Source organism: Nocardioides sp. W7 (genome assembly GCF_022919075.1).
Lineage (GTDB): Bacteria > Actinomycetota > Actinomycetes > Propionibacteriales > Nocardioidaceae > Nocardioides.
The window spans coordinates 2143895-2159915 of record NZ_CP095078.1; the positions used below are offsets into that span (position 1 = coordinate 2143895).

Consider the following 16021-nt stretch of genomic DNA (forward strand, 5'->3'; position numbering starts at 1 on the left):
TGAGTACGTTGGGCGGGTGACCTCCGCTCCCACCATCAGCACTGTCGGCGACCTCCGGGCCTCGGGCCACGTCCTGAAGCCGCTGCGCACCGAGATCCGTGACAACCTGCTCGCCATGCTCCGCGCGGGCGTGGACCCGTGGCCGGGCCTGCACGGCCTGGAGAGCACGGTGATCCCGCAGCTGGAGCGTGCCCTGATCGCGGGCCACGACGTCGTACTCCTCGGCGAGCGCGGTCAGGGCAAGACCCGGCTGCTGCGGACCATGATCGGCCTGCTCGACGAGTGGACGCCGGTGATCGCCGGCTCCGAGCTCGGCGAGCACCCCTTCGAGCCGATCACCCACGCCTCGCGACGCCGGGCCACCGAGCTCGGCGACGCGCTGCCGGTCGAGTGGCGGCACCGTGACGAGCGGTACGCCGAGAAGCTGGCCACCCCCGACACCTCGGTGGCCGACCTGATCGGCGACGTCGACCCGATGAAGGTGGCCGAGGGGCGCTCGCTCGGCGACCCGGAGACCATCCACTACGGCCTGATCCCGCGCAGCCACCGCGGCATCGTCGCGATCAACGAGCTGCCCGACCTGGCGGAGCGCATCCAGGTGGCGATGCTCAACGTGATGGAGGAGCGCGACATCCAGATCCGCGGGTACGTCGTACGCCTCCCGCTCGACGTGCTCGTCGTGGCCAGCGCCAACCCCGAGGACTACACCAACCGCGGCCGGATCATCACGCCGCTCAAGGACCGCTTCGGCGCCGAGATCCGCACCCACTACCCGCTCGAGCTCGAGGACGAGGTCGCGGTGATCCGCCAGGAGGCCGACCTGGTCGCCGAGGTCCCGGACTTCCTGGTCGAGGTCCTGGCCCGGTTCACCCGCAACCTGCGCGAGTCGAGCTCGGTCGACCAGCGCAGCGGCGTCTCGGCGCGGTTCGCGATCGCCGGCGCCGAGACCATCGCCGCCGCGGCCATCCACCGCGCCAGCGTCTGCCACGAGGACGTGGCGGTGGCCCGGGTCGTCGACCTGGAGACCGCGGTCGACGTCCTCGGCGGCAAGATCGAGTTCGAGTCCGGCGAGGAGGGCCGCGAGACCGAGATTCTCACCCACCTGCTCCGCACGGCGACGGCAGAGACCGTGCGCCAGCACTTCCGCGGCATCGACTTCGCGCTGCTGGTCGACGCGCTCGAGTCCGGCCAGATGGTCTCGACCGGCGAGCGGGTCACGGCCCGCGACTTCCTCACCGGGCTGCCCGTGCTCGGGGAGTCGGAGCTGTACGACGAGGTCTGCGACCGGCTCGGCGCCACCAACGACGGCGAGCGCGCGGCCGCGATCGAGCTCGCGCTGGAGGGGCTCTACCTCGCCCGCAAGATCGGCAAGGACTCCGCCGGCACGGAGACCGTCTATGGCTGACCGATTCCGTCGATCGAGCTTGTCGAGATCCCGCTTCAAGCGCTACGAGGGCGGTGACCCGCTCGCGCCGCCGGTCGACCTCGCCGAGGCCCTGGACGCCATCGGCGAGGACGTGATGGCCGGCTACAGCCCGGAGCGGGCGATGCGGGAGTTCTTGCGCCGGGGCGGCCGCGACCAGGCCGGCCTCGACGAGCTGGCCCGCCGGGTGGCCGAGAAGCGCCGGGAGCTGCTCCAGCGGCACAACCTCGACGGCACCCTCCAGGAGGTCAAGGAGCTGCTGGAGCGCGCCGTGCTGGAGGAGCGCAAGCAGCTGGCGCGCGACGCGATGATGGACGACGCCGACCGCGCCTTCCGCGAGATGCAGCTGGAGGGACTGCCGCCGAGCCCCGCGGCGGCGGTGAGCGAGCTGTCGTCGTACGACTGGCAGAGCCGGCAGGCCCGCGAGGACTACGAGAAGATCAAGGACCTCCTCGGCCGGGAGCTGCTCGACCAGCGGTTCGCGGGCATGAAGAGCGCGCTCGAGAACGCCACCGACGAGGACCGAGCGGCGATCAATGAGATGCTCGGCGACCTCAACGAGCTGCTGGAGAAGCGGCAGCAGGGGATCGACACCCCCGAGGACTTCGCGTCCTTCATGGACAAGCACGGCGACTTCTTCCCCGAGAACCCGCAGAACCTCGACGAGCTCCTCGACGCCATGGCCCAGCGCGCGGCTGCCGCCCAGCGGATGCTGAACTCGATGACGCCCGAGCAGCGCCAGGAGCTGATGGAGCTCTCGGCGCAGGCCTTCGGCTCGCCGCAGCTGATGGAGGGACTGTCGCGGCTCGACGGCAACCTGCAGTCACTGCGCCCCGGCGAGGACTGGGGCGGCTCGGAGCGGATGGACGGCGATCAGGGGCTGGGCCTCGGCGACGGCACCGGCGTCTTCCAGGACCTGGCCGACCTCGACGAGCTGTCCGAGCAGCTCTCCCAGTCGTACGGCGGCGCGCGGATGGACGACCTCGACCTCGACAAGCTGTCCCGCCAGCTGGGCGACCAGGCGGCCGTCGACGCGAAGACGCTGCAGCAGCTGGAGAAGGCGCTGCGCGAGCAGGGCACGATGCGCCGCGACTCCACCGGCCAGCTGCAGCTGACCCCGAAGGCGATGCGTCAGCTCGGCAAGGCCCTGCTGAAGGACGTCGCCGACAAGATGTCGGGCCGGCAGGGTCAGCGCGACCTGCGCCGGGCCGGCGCCGCGGGCGACCTGTCGGGGTCGACCCGCGAGTGGGCGTTCGGCGACACCGAGCCGTGGGACATCCCGCGCACCGTCCTCAACGGCACCCTCCGCCGGGCCGGTTCTCCCGGGGGTCCGCTGATGGAGATCGGCGACGTCGAGGTGCAGGAGACCGAGGCCCGCACCCAGGCCGCCGTCGCGCTGCTCGTCGACACGTCGTTCTCGATGGCCATGGACGGTCGCTGGGTGCCGATGAAGCGCACCGCGCTGGCGCTGCACACGCTGATCAAGTCCCGCTTCCGCGGCGACCACCTGCAGCTGATCGGCTTCGGCCGGCACGCCGAGGTGATGGACATCGAGCAGCTCACCGCGCTCGACGCGATGTGGGAGAAGGGCACCAACCTGCACCACGGGCTGCTGCTCGCCAACCGGCACTTCCGCAAGCACCCCAACGCCCAGCCGGTGCTGCTGGTCGTCACCGACGGGGAGCCGACCTCGCACCTGGAGGCCGACGGCGAGGTGTTCTTCAGCTACCCGCCGCACCCGCTCACCATCGCGCACGCCGTGCGCGAGCTCGACAACTCGCGCCGGCTGGGCGCCCAGACGACGTTCTTCCGGCTCGGCGAGGACCCGGGCCTGGCCCGCTTCGTCGACTCGATGGCGCAGCGGGTCGAGGGCCGGGTCGTCGCGCCCGAGCTCGACGACCTCGGCGCGGCCGTCGTCGGCTCCTACCTCGGCTCGCGCGAGCAGGGCTCGGGTCCCGCCGGGTCGGCGTACGGCGACTGGTTCGGCGGGCGCGGGTTCTGGGTGGGGGACTGAGTCGGGATGGGGCCGGTGCGCGAATTCACCGGTTAACCGGTGAATTCGGACGTTCTGCGCCGAAATTTCCCCCCAGAACGTCCGGCTTTGCCCGAGCCGTGTGACCTGAGTGACTGCTGATGCGCCCCCGCCGATGCACGCAGAACTACGCCGAGCCACCGACCGCCGAGCCACCGACCGCCGAGCCACCGACGGCCACGCCGTGCAGGACCCCGGCGAGCTCCTCGACGCCGTCCACGATCCGCGGACCGGGGCGGGCCCAGCAGCCGTCGGCGTCCACGGCGTGCACGGGTACGCCGGGTAGCAGGCCGGCAGCCACCAGCTCGTCGGCCTGGACCTGCGCGCCGGCCCGGTCGTAGCCGCACGGGGCGACCACGACCAGGTCGGGGCGGGCGTCGTGCACGGCCGACCAGTCGACGCGGACGGACTTCGCCCCGGCCGTGCCGAGCACCGGCTCGCCGCCGGCGAGCTGCACCATCTCGGGGATCCAGTGCCCGGGGGCGTACGGCGGGTGGGTCCACTCCAGCACCACCACCCGCGGCCGGGGCCGGCCGTCGACCCGGGCGGCGACCGCGTCCAGCCGCGCGCACATCGAGGCCACGAGCGCGTCGGCGGGTCCGGTCCGGCCGATCGCGGCTCCCAGCGAGATGATCGAGGCGAGCACCTCGTCGACGGTGTGCGGGTCGTAGGTCAGCACGGAGGCGTTGCAGCCGAGGCGCTCGAGCGCGTCGTCGACCGCCGAGACCTCGACCGCGCAGACCGCACAGAGGTCCTGGGTGACCACGTGGGTCGGGTCGAGGTCGCGGAGCGCGCCGTCGGCGAGGTGGTACAGGTCCTCGCCGGTGGCCAGTGCGGCGCCGACGTACTCGTCGATCTCGGCGGGGGAGAGGCCCGCCGGGATGGTGGAGGTCGACACGATCTGCCGCTGCCGCGCCTCGGCGGGGGTGTCGCACTCGAAGGTCACGCCGACGACGTCCTCACCCGCGCCGAGCGCGAAGAGGATCTCGGTGGTGGACGGCAGCAGGGACACGATCCGCACGGGACGACGGTACCCATCTCCGGACGCGCCACGACCCCCGGAGCAGGTGAGCTCCGGGGGTCGTGATCGAGCGAGGAGTCAGCTGGCGGTCTTCAGGACCAGCGCGGTGAGCTTGATCGCCTTCTTGGTGTTGGGCGCCTTGCCGTCCAGCGACATCGCACCGGCGGAGACGATGTACTTGCCGTCCCGGACCAGGAGCGAGTGGCTGACCGACTTCTGTCCCGCGATGGACGCGGTGATCGTGTAGCCCCAGCGCTCGTCGCCGAGGCGGAACTTGATCTTCTTCATCTTGACCTTCACGTTCCCGCCGGTCGTGGGGTCCTTGACCGGGCACTTGGCGCCCTTCGAGGTGCCGTGCAGGTACTTGATCGCGTCCTTGGCGTTGCGGAACTTCATCGCCGAGACGTAGGTCATCGGCTTGGCCGCGGTGGCGGCGTAGTCCGCCGGGTCGGCCGAGACGTACGACGTGAAGGTGGCCTTCGCGCCCTTGATGACCTTGCCCGGCTTGTTGCACTTCTTGCCGGGCCAGTTGAGCTTCGAGCTGGTCGGCTCGGACGTGCCGCCCGCGAGGTGCGGGTAGATCTTCGCGACCTTCGCGACGGACGGGACAGCCGGGCCCTTGGCGGCCGCGTTGGCGGGGGCGCTGAGGGCGGAGACGGTGAGGACGGGTACGGCGAGCGCGACGAGCGCGCGGGTCAGCCGACGAGAAGACATGGTGGTGCTCCGGTTTCCGAGTGGTGGGGATAGTTGGAACAGACCGTAACCGCAGGCCGGTCCGGTTCGCTCGGACATTCCCGGACCGGGCCGTACCAAGTCGGATCGCGGGCAACCTCGGGCCCGGTTCGGGCGTACGACGCCACTCGCGGACAATCGGTCGGGTGGACGACCCGACCCTGACCGTGCTCGCCCTGCTCGGGCTGGCGGCGGTGACGGCGGGGTTCGTGGACGCCGTGGTCGGAGGTGGCGGGCTGATCCAGCTGCCGGCGCTGCTGATCGGGCTGCCGCACGCCAGCCCGGTGCAGGTCCTGGCCACCAACAAGCTCGCCAGCATCTGCGGTACGACGGTGAGCTCGGCGACGTACTACCGGCGCGTCCGCCCCGACCCGCGCACCTTCCTCCCGATGATGCTGCTCGCGCTGGTCGGCTCGTTCGGGGGTGCGCTGGTCGCGAGCCGGATCCCGCGGTCGGCGTTCGAGCCGATCGTGCTCGTCGTGCTGGTCGTGGTCGGCGTCTACGTCCTGCTCAAGCCGAGGCTCGGCGAGGCGACCGCGCTGCGGTTCTCGGGCCATCGCCACCTGCTCGCGGCGATGGTCGTCGGCGTGGCGATCGGGTTCTACGACGGCGCGCTCGGCCCGGGCACCGGCAGCTTCTTCGTCTTCGCCCTGGTCGGCCTGCTCGGCTACGGCTTCCTCGAGGCCTCCGCCAAGGCCCGACTCGCCAACTGGGCGACCAACCTGGGCGCGCTGCTGCTCTTCGTCCCGCAGGGTGCGGTGCTGTGGAAGACCGGTCTGGTCCTCGGCCTCTGCAACCTCGTGGGCGGGTACGTCGGCGCCCGGGTCGCCGTCTCGCGCGGCGCCCGGTTCGTGCGGGTGTTCTTCATCGTGGTCGTCTCCGCGTTCGTCGTCCGGATCGGCGGCGACGTGCTGGGGATCTGGTGAGCTCCTACCTCACGCTCGCACGCGACGCCGAGGCCGAGATCGAGGTCAAGCGATCGCGGTTCCTCGCGACGCTGGTGCGGGTCGAGGACGAGCCCGCGGCCCGCGCCGTCGTGGAGCGGCTCCGCTCCCAGCACTGGGACGCGCGGCACCACTGCACGGCCTTCAGGATCCGGCAGAGCGTCCCGGGTCCGATGCCGATGCCCGTCGAGCGCTCCAGCGACGACGGCGAGCCGGCCGGCACCGCCGGCGCGCCCATGCTGGAGGTGCTCCGCGGTGCCGGGGTCAGCGACACGGTCGCGGTCGTCACCCGCTGGTTCGGCGGCACCCTCCTCGGCGTCGGCGGGCTGGTCCGGGCGTACGGCGACGCGGTCCGCGCCGGCCTCGCCGCCGCCGGCACGCTGCGCCGCTCGCTCGTGCGCGAGCACCTGCTGGAGGTCGACCACGCCGACGCCGGCCGGGTCGAGACCGAGCTCCGCACCCGCGGCGTCGGCGTCCTCGGCACGTCGTACGACGTCCGCGCGACGCTGCTGCTCGGCGTACCTCCCGAGCGCGAGGAGCGCCTGCACGCGCTGGTCGCCGAGCTGACCTCGGGCCGCGGCGAGCTCGTGCCGGTCGGTGAGCGGTGGGTGGACGACACCCCGCCCTAAGGACCTCGGCGGACCGGGGCGGCGCGGGGAGCGGTGAGTGGTCCACCGTTGCTGGGCGGTCGGAGGTGGACCACTCACCGGCGACTCGCGTGTCGGGCTCGACTCGCCGAGCCGGCGGTGCGACAACCACCGTCTGCGATCGAAAAGTGGTGGACGGCTCACCGCCGGGCCCAGTTAGCCTTCCGCCATGTCCGGACCCGTCCCCACCTGGGTGACCGCCTTCCTCGACCTCGCACCCGAGGACCACGGGCGCGCCGTCGAGCACTGGCGCGGTGTCACCGGCCACGGGCTGTCGACGCCCCGCGGCGACCACGGCGAGTTCGCGTCGTTCCTCCCGCCCGACGGCGACGTCCACTTCAAGGTCCAGCGCCTCGCGGCCGGGCCGTCGAAGGTCCACCTCGACCTGCACGTGCCCGAGCTGGCGCCCGCGGTCGAGGACGCGGTCCGGCTCGGGGCGACGGTCGTGGCCACGCGCGAGTACGCCGCGCTGTCGTCGCCGGGCGGCTTCGTGTTCTGCCTCGTCACCGAGCGGAGCGCGGTCCTGGCCGAGCCGGCCACCTGGCCGGGTGGACACCGGTCCTCGGTCGACCAGGTCTGCCTCGACGTCCCGCCCGCCCGGTGGGACGCCGAGGTCGCGTTCTGGCGGGACCTGACCGGGTGGGAGACGCGGAGCGGTGGCGCCGAGTTCGTGAGCCTGGTGCGCCCGCCCGGGATGGCGGTGCGGATCCTGCTCCAGCGCCTCGACGACCCGCAGCCGAGCGTGACCGGCCACCTCGACCTCGCCAGCACCGACCGGGCCGCCGAGACGCAGCGGCACGTCGAGCTCGGGGCCGAGGTGCTGTCGGTGCACGACCGGTGGACCGTGCTGCGCCCGACGGCAGGTCCGCCGTACTGCATCACCGATCGCGACCCGTCTAGGGTCACCGGATGACCCAGTCCGGCGACGAGCGCGCCACCCTGCTGTTCTTCCTCCAGCGGCACCGCGAGACGTTCCGCCGCAAGTGCGCCGGCCTGAGCGCCGAGCAGCTCGACACGCCGCACCCGCCGGCGTCGATGACCCTCGGCGGGATGATCAAGCATCTCGCCTACGTCGAGAACTGGTGGAGCGTCGGGGTGCTCCTGGGCCAGGAGCCGGGCGAGCCCTGGGCGAGCGTCGACTGGCGGGCCGACGCCGACTGGGACTGGCACAGCGCCAAGGACGACAGCCCCGAGCAGCTCTGGGCGCTGTACGACGCCGAGGTCGCGGCCGGCGACCGGGTCTACGCGGCGGCGCGGCTCGACGACCTGGCGGTGCGCACGCACCACCATGCGGCCGCGGGCCGGGCCAACCTGCGCTGGATCCTGGTGCACCTCGTCGAGGAGTACGCCCGCCACAACGGCCATGCCGACCTGATCCGCGAGTCGATCGACGGCCAGGTGGGCTGAGCCCCCGGACGTCTACAGGTTCAGCTGCACCGAGAACGAGGCGGTCGGGTCCGGGGTGGCCAAGCCACCGAGGACTCCGACCAGCACGCCGACCATGGCCAGCGCCGCGACGTCGTGGGTCCTGGCCCGGGGGTGCTGCCGATGCCAGGCGAAGCGGCTCGTCGTGCGGTACCACGCGAGCGCACCCAGCGGGAACAGCGCGGCGGTGACCGCCGCGAGCGCCCGGGCCAGGTCGGCGGCGGTCACCGCCTTCAGCAGTGGCTCGACCTGGACGAGGACGGTGGTGAGGAGCACGACCACGACGAGGGCGCTGCGGAGCGGGCGGGCCAGGAGCACCCCGAGGGAGAGCCAGCCGACGACCAGGGCCCCGAGCAGCATGCTGCCCCAGAGGGAAACGTCGTCTGCGGTCCGCGGGCCACGGTCGAGCAGGTCCCAGACTTGCGTGAGCAGGCAGGAGAGCGCGAGCAGCCAGGCGGAGACGGGGAGCGGGCCCGGATCCAGAGGGGGCTCCGCCCTCCGCCGGGCGGCGGCGCGACCCAGGACCAGGGCCAGACCGGCGAGCACGAGCACGCCGACGGCGCCGGCGACGAGCCGGGTCGGCGCGGTGCCGTACCGGTCGAGTCGGCCGTCCTGCGGCGAGTCCGGGTCGTAGAAGACGGTGGCCGGACCGTCCAGGGCGAGGTCGCACCACCGAGTCCGCTTGGGGGCGGTGGTGCGATAGGTCGTGCCGTCCACCCGGTACGCCGCCGTCGGGTAGCAGCCGTCGACGTTGCCGCCCGAGGCGACCACCTCGCCCCGCACGGTGTCGTCGGGGGCACGGAGGACCAGCACCCCGGCGAGCAGCACGAGCAGCACAGCCACACCGAGCAGGCCGATCACGGCCGTGCGGACCCCACGCGTCATGGCACTCCCTTCGTTCCCCGTGAGGAGCGTGGCAGAGCGCTGCCGTTGACGTGGGTCAGTCGGCGAATCCGGGCAGCATCTCGGTCAGGATGGCCCGGAACGGCGCCTCGGCGCCGAGCTGGCACAGGACCCCGATGCCGCCGAGCCAGGTGCGGTGGATGAGCAGGTACTGCGGGGGCAGGTTGAGCCGCATCGCCACGGCGTACGACGGGTCTCGCGGGTTGTTGATGCGCTGGAACTGCGCCTGCATCCACTCGCGCGAGAAGCGGAACCGCTCGACCAGCGTCGGCTCCACGAACGGCGAGAGGTAGTCGAGGACCAGGTCGGGGTCGAGGCTGATCCGCTCCTTGACGAAACCCTCCGCCCGCAGGCCCTCGATCAGCGCGTCGCGGTCCTGCAGCCCGGCGATCCGGATCAGCCGACCCATGGCCTCCGGCAGCCCGTCGTCGACCAGGCGGGCGACGGCCCCGAAGTCGAGGACGCCGAGCCGGCCCGGCTCGCCGTCCGGGCCGGGCAGCACCCGGAAGTTCCCGGGGTGCGGGTCGGCGTGCAGCATGCCGGTGCGGGAGGGGCCGGAGAACAGGAACCGCACCAGCAGCTCGCCGTAGTGGTCGCGCTCGGCCTGGGTGCCGTCGCGGATCACCTGGGCCAGCGACGCCGGACTCTCGAGCCACTCGGTGATGAGCACCGTGTCGCCGACGGCGACCACCCGCGGCACCACGATCTCCGGGTCGTCGGTGAACGCGTCGGCGAAGACGTCCTGGGCCTCGGCCTCGAGCCGGTAGTCGAGCTCGTCGGTGGCCCGGGCCTGCAGCTCCTCGATCAGCGGCCGGATCTCGACGCCCGGCACCAGCGGGCCGATGGTGCGTGCGAGCCGGGAGAGCTGGCGCAGGTCGGAGCGGAGCGCGTCCCCGGCGCCGGGGTACTGCACCTTGACCGCGACCTCGCGGCCGTCGTGCCAGCGGCCCCGGTGGACCTGGCCGATCGACGCGGCGGCGGTGGGCCCGCCGTCGAGCCAGACCAGCTGCTTCCTCCAGTCCGGCCCGAGGTCGCGCGCGAGCGCCTCGCGCACCGTCTGCGTCGGCATCGGGGGAGCGGAGTCCTGCAGGCGCGTCAGCTGCTCGCGGTACGGCGCGGCGAGCTCCTCGGGCAGCGCCGACTCCAGCACGGACAGCGCCTGCCCGAACTTCATCGCCCCGCCCTTGAGCTCGCCCAGGGTGCGGAACAGCTGCTCGGCGGTGCGCTGCTGGATCTCGCTCATCACCGCCTCCGCCGGCTGCCCGCCGAGCCGCTTGCCGAGCCCGAGCGCGCTGCGGCCGGCGTACCCCAGCGGCAGGGCGGCCAGACGCGCGGTCCGGGCCACCGCCTTGCGGGGGAGGTCGCTCATGGCTCCAGTGTGACGTGCGGGTCCCAAGTCCGGGCCTCGCCCGGCCGAAGAGGACACGGTGACCTGGTGGCCGGGACACCGGGCGCACCAGGGTCGGGGCATGCGAAGCCGTCCCCTTCTCGCCGTCCTGCTGGCGGTGCCCGCGCTCACCCTGCCCGCCGCGAGCCCCGCGTCGGCCGCCGATCCGGGCGGCTCGATCGTCTACGTCCACGACGACGACGTGTGGCTGGCGCGCGGCGACGGCTCGGGGCAGTACCAGGTGACCTTCGACGGTACGCCGCACACTCCGTACACCTCGCCGTCGCAGTCCGACACCGGCGTGATCGTCGTCGGCCACGGACCGCACCTGATCCGGATGACGCAGAACGGCACGGTGCTCAGTCGGCTCGACCCGGGCCCGCTGACCAACTCGGTCTCGCACCCGGTCGACGGGCCGATCATCCATGCCGCGGTCTCGCCGGACGGTCAGCTGGCGGCGTACACGCTCGGCGGGTGGGAGTGCCCGATCGGGGCGTCGTGCGGCTACCGCACGGTCACCGCGATCACCCGCACCGACCGGCTCACCCCGCCGTCGACGTACGGGACGACGTTCCTGGAGGCGCCCTCCTGGGTGGGCAACACCCGCACCCTGCAGTCCGGCGGCTTCCTCGAGCAGATCAACCTCGCCGACCTCGGCCAGGCGGCGGTGCACTGGTTCGACGACCAGGACGTGGCCGAGCCGCCGACCACCGACCTCGGCGACGCGGAGCTCTCGCCGGACGGGAGGTGGCTGGCCGCCGTCCGGGGGTACGACGAGAGCACGCACATCACCTGGTACGCCGTCGCCGGGGACGCCCGGTCCGGCCCGGTGCCGGAGGCCCCCGACTGGATCTGCCAGACCGGGGAGCTGGGTGGGCTGGCCGACCCGACCTGGTCGCCCGACAGCACCACGATGGCCTGGCAGGAGCCGGACGGGATCTGGGTGAAGTCGAACCCCGCCGACTGCGAGGTCCCGCAGCCGCGGCTGCTCATCGCGGGCGGATCCGAGCCGGACTGGTCGGCCGCGCCGCTGGCCCCGGCGGTGCGCACGTTCACGGTGACGAAGCGGCCCACGGTCGGTGGCGTCGCCCGAGTCGGCAAGCGTCTCAAGGCCCGCGCCGGTGCCTGGGCCCCCGCGCCCGGGTCGGTCCGCTACCAGTGGCTGCGCAACGGGCGGGCGATCCGCAAGGCCACGAAGCCGTCGTACCGGCTGGTCCGTGCCGATGTCCGCAAGCGGATCAGCGTCCGGGTGACCGCCGCCGCGCCGGGCCGTGCCGACGCGACCGCGACGAGCAAGGCCACCAAGCCGGTGAAGAAGAAGCGCCGCTGAGCCCGGCATGACGACTCCGGACCACCGCGGCTGGCGCTGGGTCGCGCTCGGCGTCGCCCTGCTCGCCTCGGGGTGCGCGGCCACCTCGGTGGTGCTGCTCCTGGTGCACCAGATGGTGCCGGAGCCGGTGACCTACTGGGTCGCGGACGTCGTGTGCGCGGTGCTGTACGGCGTGGTCGCGGTGCTGATGCTGCCCCGCACCCGCCACCCGGCCGTCTGGATCCTGATGGCGGTCGCGCTCGGGTGCGGGGCCGCCAGCCTCGCCACCCAGTACGTCCGCCTGGAGATCGCCCACCCGGGCGTGCCCGACGGCGACCTGCTGTGGGCCGTGAGCCTGCCGCTGTGGATCCTCGGCACCTACTCGACGGTGGCGGTGCTGCCCTGGCTGGTCGCACCGGGCCGCCCGCGGGGCCTGACCCGGGTGCTGGCGGCCGTGGGCCTGACGGCGGTGCTGGCCGCTGCCGTCGCGGGCGCGACCCTCGTGACGGTGGGGCCGCGGTCCAACCCGTTCGCGATCGGGTGGCAGCCCTGGCAGGACCTCCTGGTGACGTCCTGGATGTGGCCGGACCGGGCCTGCGTGGCGGTGGGAGCGTTGGGGCTGGTCCGGCTGCTGGTGGTCTGGTGGCGCACCCGGGGCACGGCCGAGCGCGGGTACGGCTGGTTCGCCGTCGGCCAGCTGCTGCTCGTGGTGGCGCTGGTGCCGGTCGCGTTCTTGAAGGTGCAGCCGAGCGAGGTCGTCCTGCAGCTCTCCGGCGCGAGCCTGCTGGCGGCGCAGGCGTTCCTGCCGGTGGCCCTGCTGATCGTCGTCCTGGGCCAACGGCTGTGGGGGATCGACGTCGCGGTGAGCCGGCTCGCCGTCTGGCTCTCGCTCACCGGCACCGTGGTCGCGGTCTACGTCGCGGCCGTCTGGGTCACCCTGCGGCTGCTGCCGGTCAGCGACCAGGCCGCGGGTCTGCTCGCGGCCCTGGTCCTCGCGCTGGTCGCGCACCCGGCCCGCCTCGGGCTGCAGCGACGCGTCGACGCCATGGTGTACGGCGCCGACAGTGACCCCGCCTCGATGCTGGCCCTGCTCGGCGAGCGGCTGCGCCAGGGCCGGGCGGCCGAGGCGCTCCCGGCGCTCGTCGAGGGGCTGCGCGGCGGGCTGCGCCTGGGCTCGGTCACGGCCGTCTCCCGCGAGCACCCGGAGGTGTACGCCGAGGCGTCCGGGACCCGATCGCCGGGCGCGGACTCCGTCGTACTCCCGCTCGTGGTGGAGGGCCGCCACGTCGGCGACCTCACCGTCGTCGCCGCCGCGGGCGAGCGGCTGGACCTGCGCACGGTGCGGGTCGTGCGCGACCTCAGCGACCTGGTCGCGGTCGCGCTGGAGCTGGAGCAGACCAACCGCCGGCTCCGGGTCGCCTCGGAGCGGCTCGGCGAGGTCCGGCACGAGGAGCGGCGGATGCTGCGCCGCGAGCTGCACGACGGCCTCGGCCCGGTGCTCGCCGGGGTGGCGCTCGGGCTCGCCGCGGCCCGCCGCCGGCTGCGGGAGGAGCCGGACGTCGCCGACCAGCTGCTGGCCGAGCTCGAGACCGAGGTCGTCGGCCGCTCCGACGCCGTCCGCCAGCTCTCCCGGTCGCTGCTGCCGGCCCAGCTCGACGACGGTGACCTGGTCGGCGCCCTGCGCGTGCTCACCCGCCGCTTCCAGGGCACCGGGATCGTCGTCCGCACCAGCACCGACCGGCTGGGGTCGGTCGGGACCAAGCGGCAGATCGCGGTCTACCACGTGGCGGCGGAGGCGCTGCTGAACGCCGTACGACACAGCGGCGCGGAGACGGTCACGGTCAGCGTGACCGGTGGGGACGGCGACCCGGTCCGGCTGGAGGTCGTGGACGACGGGGACGGCATCGCGGTCCACGCGGTCCGTGGCGTCGGCCTGCAGTCGATGCGCGAGCGTGCCGACGAGCTCGCCGGCACCCTCGAGGTCACCTCGGGGCCGGACGGCTGCGGCACCCGGGTCGCCCTCCTCCTGCCCTGACGGGACGGCGGGCCCTCCCGGCCGGGACGCCGGGTGGCCGAGCCTCGGGCCATGCGCATCCCGATCCTTCTCGCCGCTGCGACGGCGCTCGCCCTGCTGAGCCCGGTGGCGGCCGTGGCCGCCGATCCCGAACCGGACACCCTGCCGCCCGTCATCACCCTCACCCCGCCCGCCGGCGGCGCGAACAACTGGTACGGCGGCAGCTCGATCCACGTCCAGGTGCGGGCCACCGAGGACCGGGCCGGCGACAGCGGGGTGGGCGAGGTGACCTACGCGCTCAACGGGGGGCACACCCGGGTCGGTTCGATCCCGGCCGGGGGCGGTCCCGTGGAGGTGAGCTCGACGGGGCGCACCACGGTGACCGTGACGGCCACCGACCTGGCCGGCAACGTCGCGACGGCGTCGGTACTGGTGGGGCTGGACCGCGGACGGCCGGTGGTCAGCTACCAGGGCCGGGTCGTGCCGGGCGCCGTCTTCGTCCAGGGCGAGGAGGTCCCGCTGTTGTACACCTGCCGCGACGAGGAGTCGGGGGTCGCGTCCTGCGTGGGACCGGTGCCCTCCGGCGGGCTGCTGGACACCGGCACGCTCGACGACAACCGCACCGTGCGGGTCACCGCCACGGACCGGGTGGGCCTCGAGCTCACGCACGTCGTCCACTACCGGGTGGTCGAGCCCGAGTTCGACGTGGTCGGCGCCGTCGAGGTCGAGGGCACCCCGCAGGTCGGGCACGACCTGACCGGCGGCGCACCGGAGTTCAGCCCGACCCCGGCGGCGATCGGCTACCGGTGGCACCGCGACGGCGTCCCGATCGGCGACGCCACCACGCTGGCCTACCGCGTCCGGGCGGCCGACGCCGGCCACCGGCTCACCCTGGTCGCCACGGCCACCCGCCCGGCCTTCAACGCCGGCACCTCGACCTCGACGCCCGTCACGATCCTGCCCGGGGAGCTCGTGCTGTCCGCCGATCCGGTGCTCTCCGGCGACGCCCGGGTGGGGGAGACGCTCGAGGTCGAGCACCCGCCGGTCTTCCCGGGCGGGGCGACCGAGACGTATGTCTGGCTCCGTGGTGACGCGCCGATCCCCGGCGCGTCCGAGCGGGCCTACGAGCTCCGGGCGGCGGACGCCGGGCACCGGGTGCGGGTCGTGCTGACGGCCACACGGGACGGGTACCTGGATCGCTCATGGGTCACGGAGCCGTCGGCGGTCGTCGCCGGAGGGCCACCGCCTGACGGCGACCCGCTGCCCGGCGGCGGTCCGCTGCCGGCCGACGGGGCACCGCGGATCGTCGGCGCCGCCCGGGTCGGCGGGACGCTGCAGGCGATGCTGCCGTCGTACCAGTCCACCGGCGGTACGCCGGTCTCGACCGCGGTCAACTGGCTGCGCGACGGCCAGGAGGTCCCGGGGGCGACCGGCACCACCTACCGTCTCCGCGCCCCGGACGTCGGTCGGCGGCTGAGCGTGCGGGTCACCGCGACGGCGGCGGGGCACGCGCCGTCGGTCCTGGTCGGCGCCGCCACGGGGCCGGTCGCGAAGGCCGCGGCCCGGCTGCGCGCGAAGGCGGTGCGGGCCAGGGGCCGAGCGGTGCGGCTGACGGTCACGGTGTCCGCACCGGGGGTGCTGGCGACCGGGCCGGTCATCGTGCGAGCCGGCCGGCGGGTCGTCGCCCGCGGTGTCCTGCGGGGCGGGACGGTACGGCTCACGGCGCGGCTGTCGAAGCGGGTGTCCCGGCTGGGCGTGACCTACGCCGGCGACGCGGGAGTCGTCGGCCGCTCGGGCACGGTCCGGATCAGCGCGGCGTCTCGGGCCCCGTCCAGGTGACCGGCCCTGCCGTCGTCAGGCTCTCCTCGGACGGCATCAGCACCCAGAGGATCGGGTAGATCAGGATCTGGCTGCCCGGCACGACCATCAGCAGCAGCACGAACAGCAGCCGTGCGACCCACGGCGTCAGTCCGAACCGCCGTCCGAGGCCGGCGCAGACGCCGCCGAGGATCTTCTCGCCGCGCGGTCGTACGAGTCCCTGGCGGGCGAGGCTGGAGCGGATGTCGTTCATGGTGTTCCTCCGGTTGCTGGGTGGTGCCTCCAGCATGCGTCGTACGACGCCCGCGCCCCATCGGGTCCAGCCCTGGTCCGACCCCGGGTTGTCCCCGGGGTCGTCGCTCGAGC

The 16021-nt window shown here is 73.7% G+C and carries 14 protein-coding genes; 9 read left to right on the forward strand and 5 right to left on the reverse strand.

All coding sequences use genetic code 11. The features are described 5' to 3' along the window. Positions 1-16: 16 nt before the first annotated feature. The gene (locus MUB56_RS10135; RefSeq protein ID WP_244931774.1) at positions 17-1405 is read left to right on the forward strand and encodes a sigma 54-interacting transcriptional regulator; all 1389 of its coding nucleotides are present in this window, start codon (positions 17-19) and stop codon (positions 1403-1405) included. After that, positions 1398-3437: a VWA domain-containing protein gene (locus tag MUB56_RS10140; RefSeq protein WP_244931775.1), complete on the forward strand. Its 2040-nt coding sequence runs from the start codon at positions 1398-1400 to the stop codon at positions 3435-3437. Before MUB56_RS10135 ends, MUB56_RS10140 begins: the two co-directional genes overlap by 8 nt. Before the next feature lie 145 nt (positions 3438-3582). Here the strand turns inward: MUB56_RS10140 and MUB56_RS10145 are convergent, their stop codons facing one another. Next, entirely contained in the window at positions 3583-4476 is an 894-nt protein-coding gene (locus MUB56_RS10145; RefSeq protein WP_244931776.1) for a cobalamin-binding protein, read from the reverse strand. A gap of 78 nt (positions 4477-4554) precedes the next feature. Further along, the gene (locus MUB56_RS10150) at positions 4555-5190 is read right to left on the reverse strand and encodes a hypothetical protein (protein ID WP_244931777.1); all 636 of its coding nucleotides are present in this window, start codon (positions 5188-5190) and stop codon (positions 4555-4557) included. 164 nt (positions 5191-5354) lie between these two features. Between MUB56_RS10150 and MUB56_RS10155 the strand changes: the two genes are divergently transcribed. The 4 genes from MUB56_RS10155 to MUB56_RS10170 all read left to right on the forward strand — a co-directional run bounded on the left by MUB56_RS10155 (position 5355) and on the right by MUB56_RS10170 (position 8206). After that, the gene (locus MUB56_RS10155) at positions 5355-6134 is read left to right on the forward strand and encodes a TSUP family transporter (protein ID WP_244931778.1); all 780 of its coding nucleotides are present in this window, start codon (positions 5355-5357) and stop codon (positions 6132-6134) included. Continuing rightward, entirely contained in the window at positions 6131-6781 is a 651-nt protein-coding gene (locus MUB56_RS10160) for a YigZ family protein (protein ID WP_244931779.1), read from the forward strand. Before MUB56_RS10155 ends, MUB56_RS10160 begins: the two co-directional genes overlap by 4 nt. Positions 6782-6968: 187 nt before the next feature. Beyond that, on the forward strand, positions 6969-7712 hold the full coding sequence (locus tag MUB56_RS10165; RefSeq protein WP_244931780.1) for a VOC family protein: 744 nt from the start codon (positions 6969-6971) through the stop codon (positions 7710-7712). After that, entirely contained in the window at positions 7709-8206 is a 498-nt protein-coding gene (locus MUB56_RS10170) for a DinB family protein (RefSeq protein WP_244931781.1), read from the forward strand. Before MUB56_RS10165 ends, MUB56_RS10170 begins: the two co-directional genes overlap by 4 nt. A 12-nt stretch (positions 8207-8218) precedes the next feature. On the opposite strand, the gene MUB56_RS10175 is transcribed toward MUB56_RS10170, so the two are convergent. Both MUB56_RS10175 and MUB56_RS10180 read right to left on the reverse strand, forming a co-directional pair. Next, a complete protein-coding gene (locus MUB56_RS10175; RefSeq protein WP_244931782.1) occupies positions 8219-9109 on the reverse strand; it encodes a hypothetical protein in 891 nt (296 codons plus the stop codon). A gap of 55 nt (positions 9110-9164) precedes the next feature. Then, entirely contained in the window at positions 9165-10496 is a 1332-nt protein-coding gene (locus MUB56_RS10180; protein WP_244931783.1) for an AarF/ABC1/UbiB kinase family protein, read from the reverse strand. Between the two features lie 100 nt (positions 10497-10596). On the opposite strand from MUB56_RS10180, the gene MUB56_RS10185 reads away from it, so the two are divergent. Genes MUB56_RS10185 through MUB56_RS10195 form a run of 3 tightly spaced genes read left to right on the forward strand, consistent with a single transcriptional unit; the run spans position 10597 to position 15676 of the window. Further along, on the forward strand, positions 10597-11844 hold the full coding sequence (locus tag MUB56_RS10185; protein WP_244931784.1) for a hypothetical protein: 1248 nt from the start codon (positions 10597-10599) through the stop codon (positions 11842-11844). Positions 11845-11851: 7 nt separating this feature from the next. Further along, entirely contained in the window at positions 11852-13858 is a 2007-nt protein-coding gene (locus MUB56_RS10190) for an ATP-binding protein (RefSeq protein ID WP_244931785.1), read from the forward strand. Positions 13859-13909: 51 nt separating this feature from the next. After that, the gene (locus tag MUB56_RS10195) at positions 13910-15676 is read left to right on the forward strand and encodes a hypothetical protein (protein ID WP_244931786.1); all 1767 of its coding nucleotides are present in this window, start codon (positions 13910-13912) and stop codon (positions 15674-15676) included. Here MUB56_RS10195 and MUB56_RS10200 read toward each other — a convergent pair. Continuing rightward, entirely contained in the window at positions 15645-15908 is a 264-nt protein-coding gene (locus MUB56_RS10200; RefSeq protein WP_244931787.1) for a PspC domain-containing protein, read from the reverse strand. The genes MUB56_RS10195 and MUB56_RS10200 overlap by 32 nt on opposite strands. Between the last annotated feature and the right edge of the window lie 113 nt (positions 15909-16021).

Coding starts and splice junctions, on each gene's coding strand:
- MUB56_RS10140 (WP_244931775.1), top strand. CDS start 1,398: ATGGCTGACCGATTCCGTCGATCGAGCTTGTCGAGATCCCGCTTCAAG.
- MUB56_RS10150 (WP_244931777.1), bottom strand. CDS start 5,190: ATGTCTTCTCGTCGGCTGACCCGCGCGCTCGTCGCGCTCGCCGTACCC.
- MUB56_RS10165 (WP_244931780.1), top strand. CDS start 6,969: ATGTCCGGACCCGTCCCCACCTGGGTGACCGCCTTCCTCGACCTCGCA.
- MUB56_RS10170 (WP_244931781.1), top strand. CDS start 7,709: ATGACCCAGTCCGGCGACGAGCGCGCCACCCTGCTGTTCTTCCTCCAG.
- MUB56_RS10175 (WP_244931782.1), bottom strand. CDS start 9,109: ATGACGCGTGGGGTCCGCACGGCCGTGATCGGCCTGCTCGGTGTGGCT.
- MUB56_RS10180 (WP_244931783.1), bottom strand. CDS start 10,496: ATGAGCGACCTCCCCCGCAAGGCGGTGGCCCGGACCGCGCGTCTGGCC.
- MUB56_RS10185 (WP_244931784.1), top strand. CDS start 10,597: ATGCGAAGCCGTCCCCTTCTCGCCGTCCTGCTGGCGGTGCCCGCGCTC.
- MUB56_RS10190 (WP_244931785.1), top strand. CDS start 11,852: ATGACGACTCCGGACCACCGCGGCTGGCGCTGGGTCGCGCTCGGCGTC.
- MUB56_RS10195 (WP_244931786.1), top strand. CDS start 13,910: ATGCGCATCCCGATCCTTCTCGCCGCTGCGACGGCGCTCGCCCTGCTG.
- MUB56_RS10200 (WP_244931787.1), bottom strand. CDS start 15,908: ATGAACGACATCCGCTCCAGCCTCGCCCGCCAGGGACTCGTACGACCG.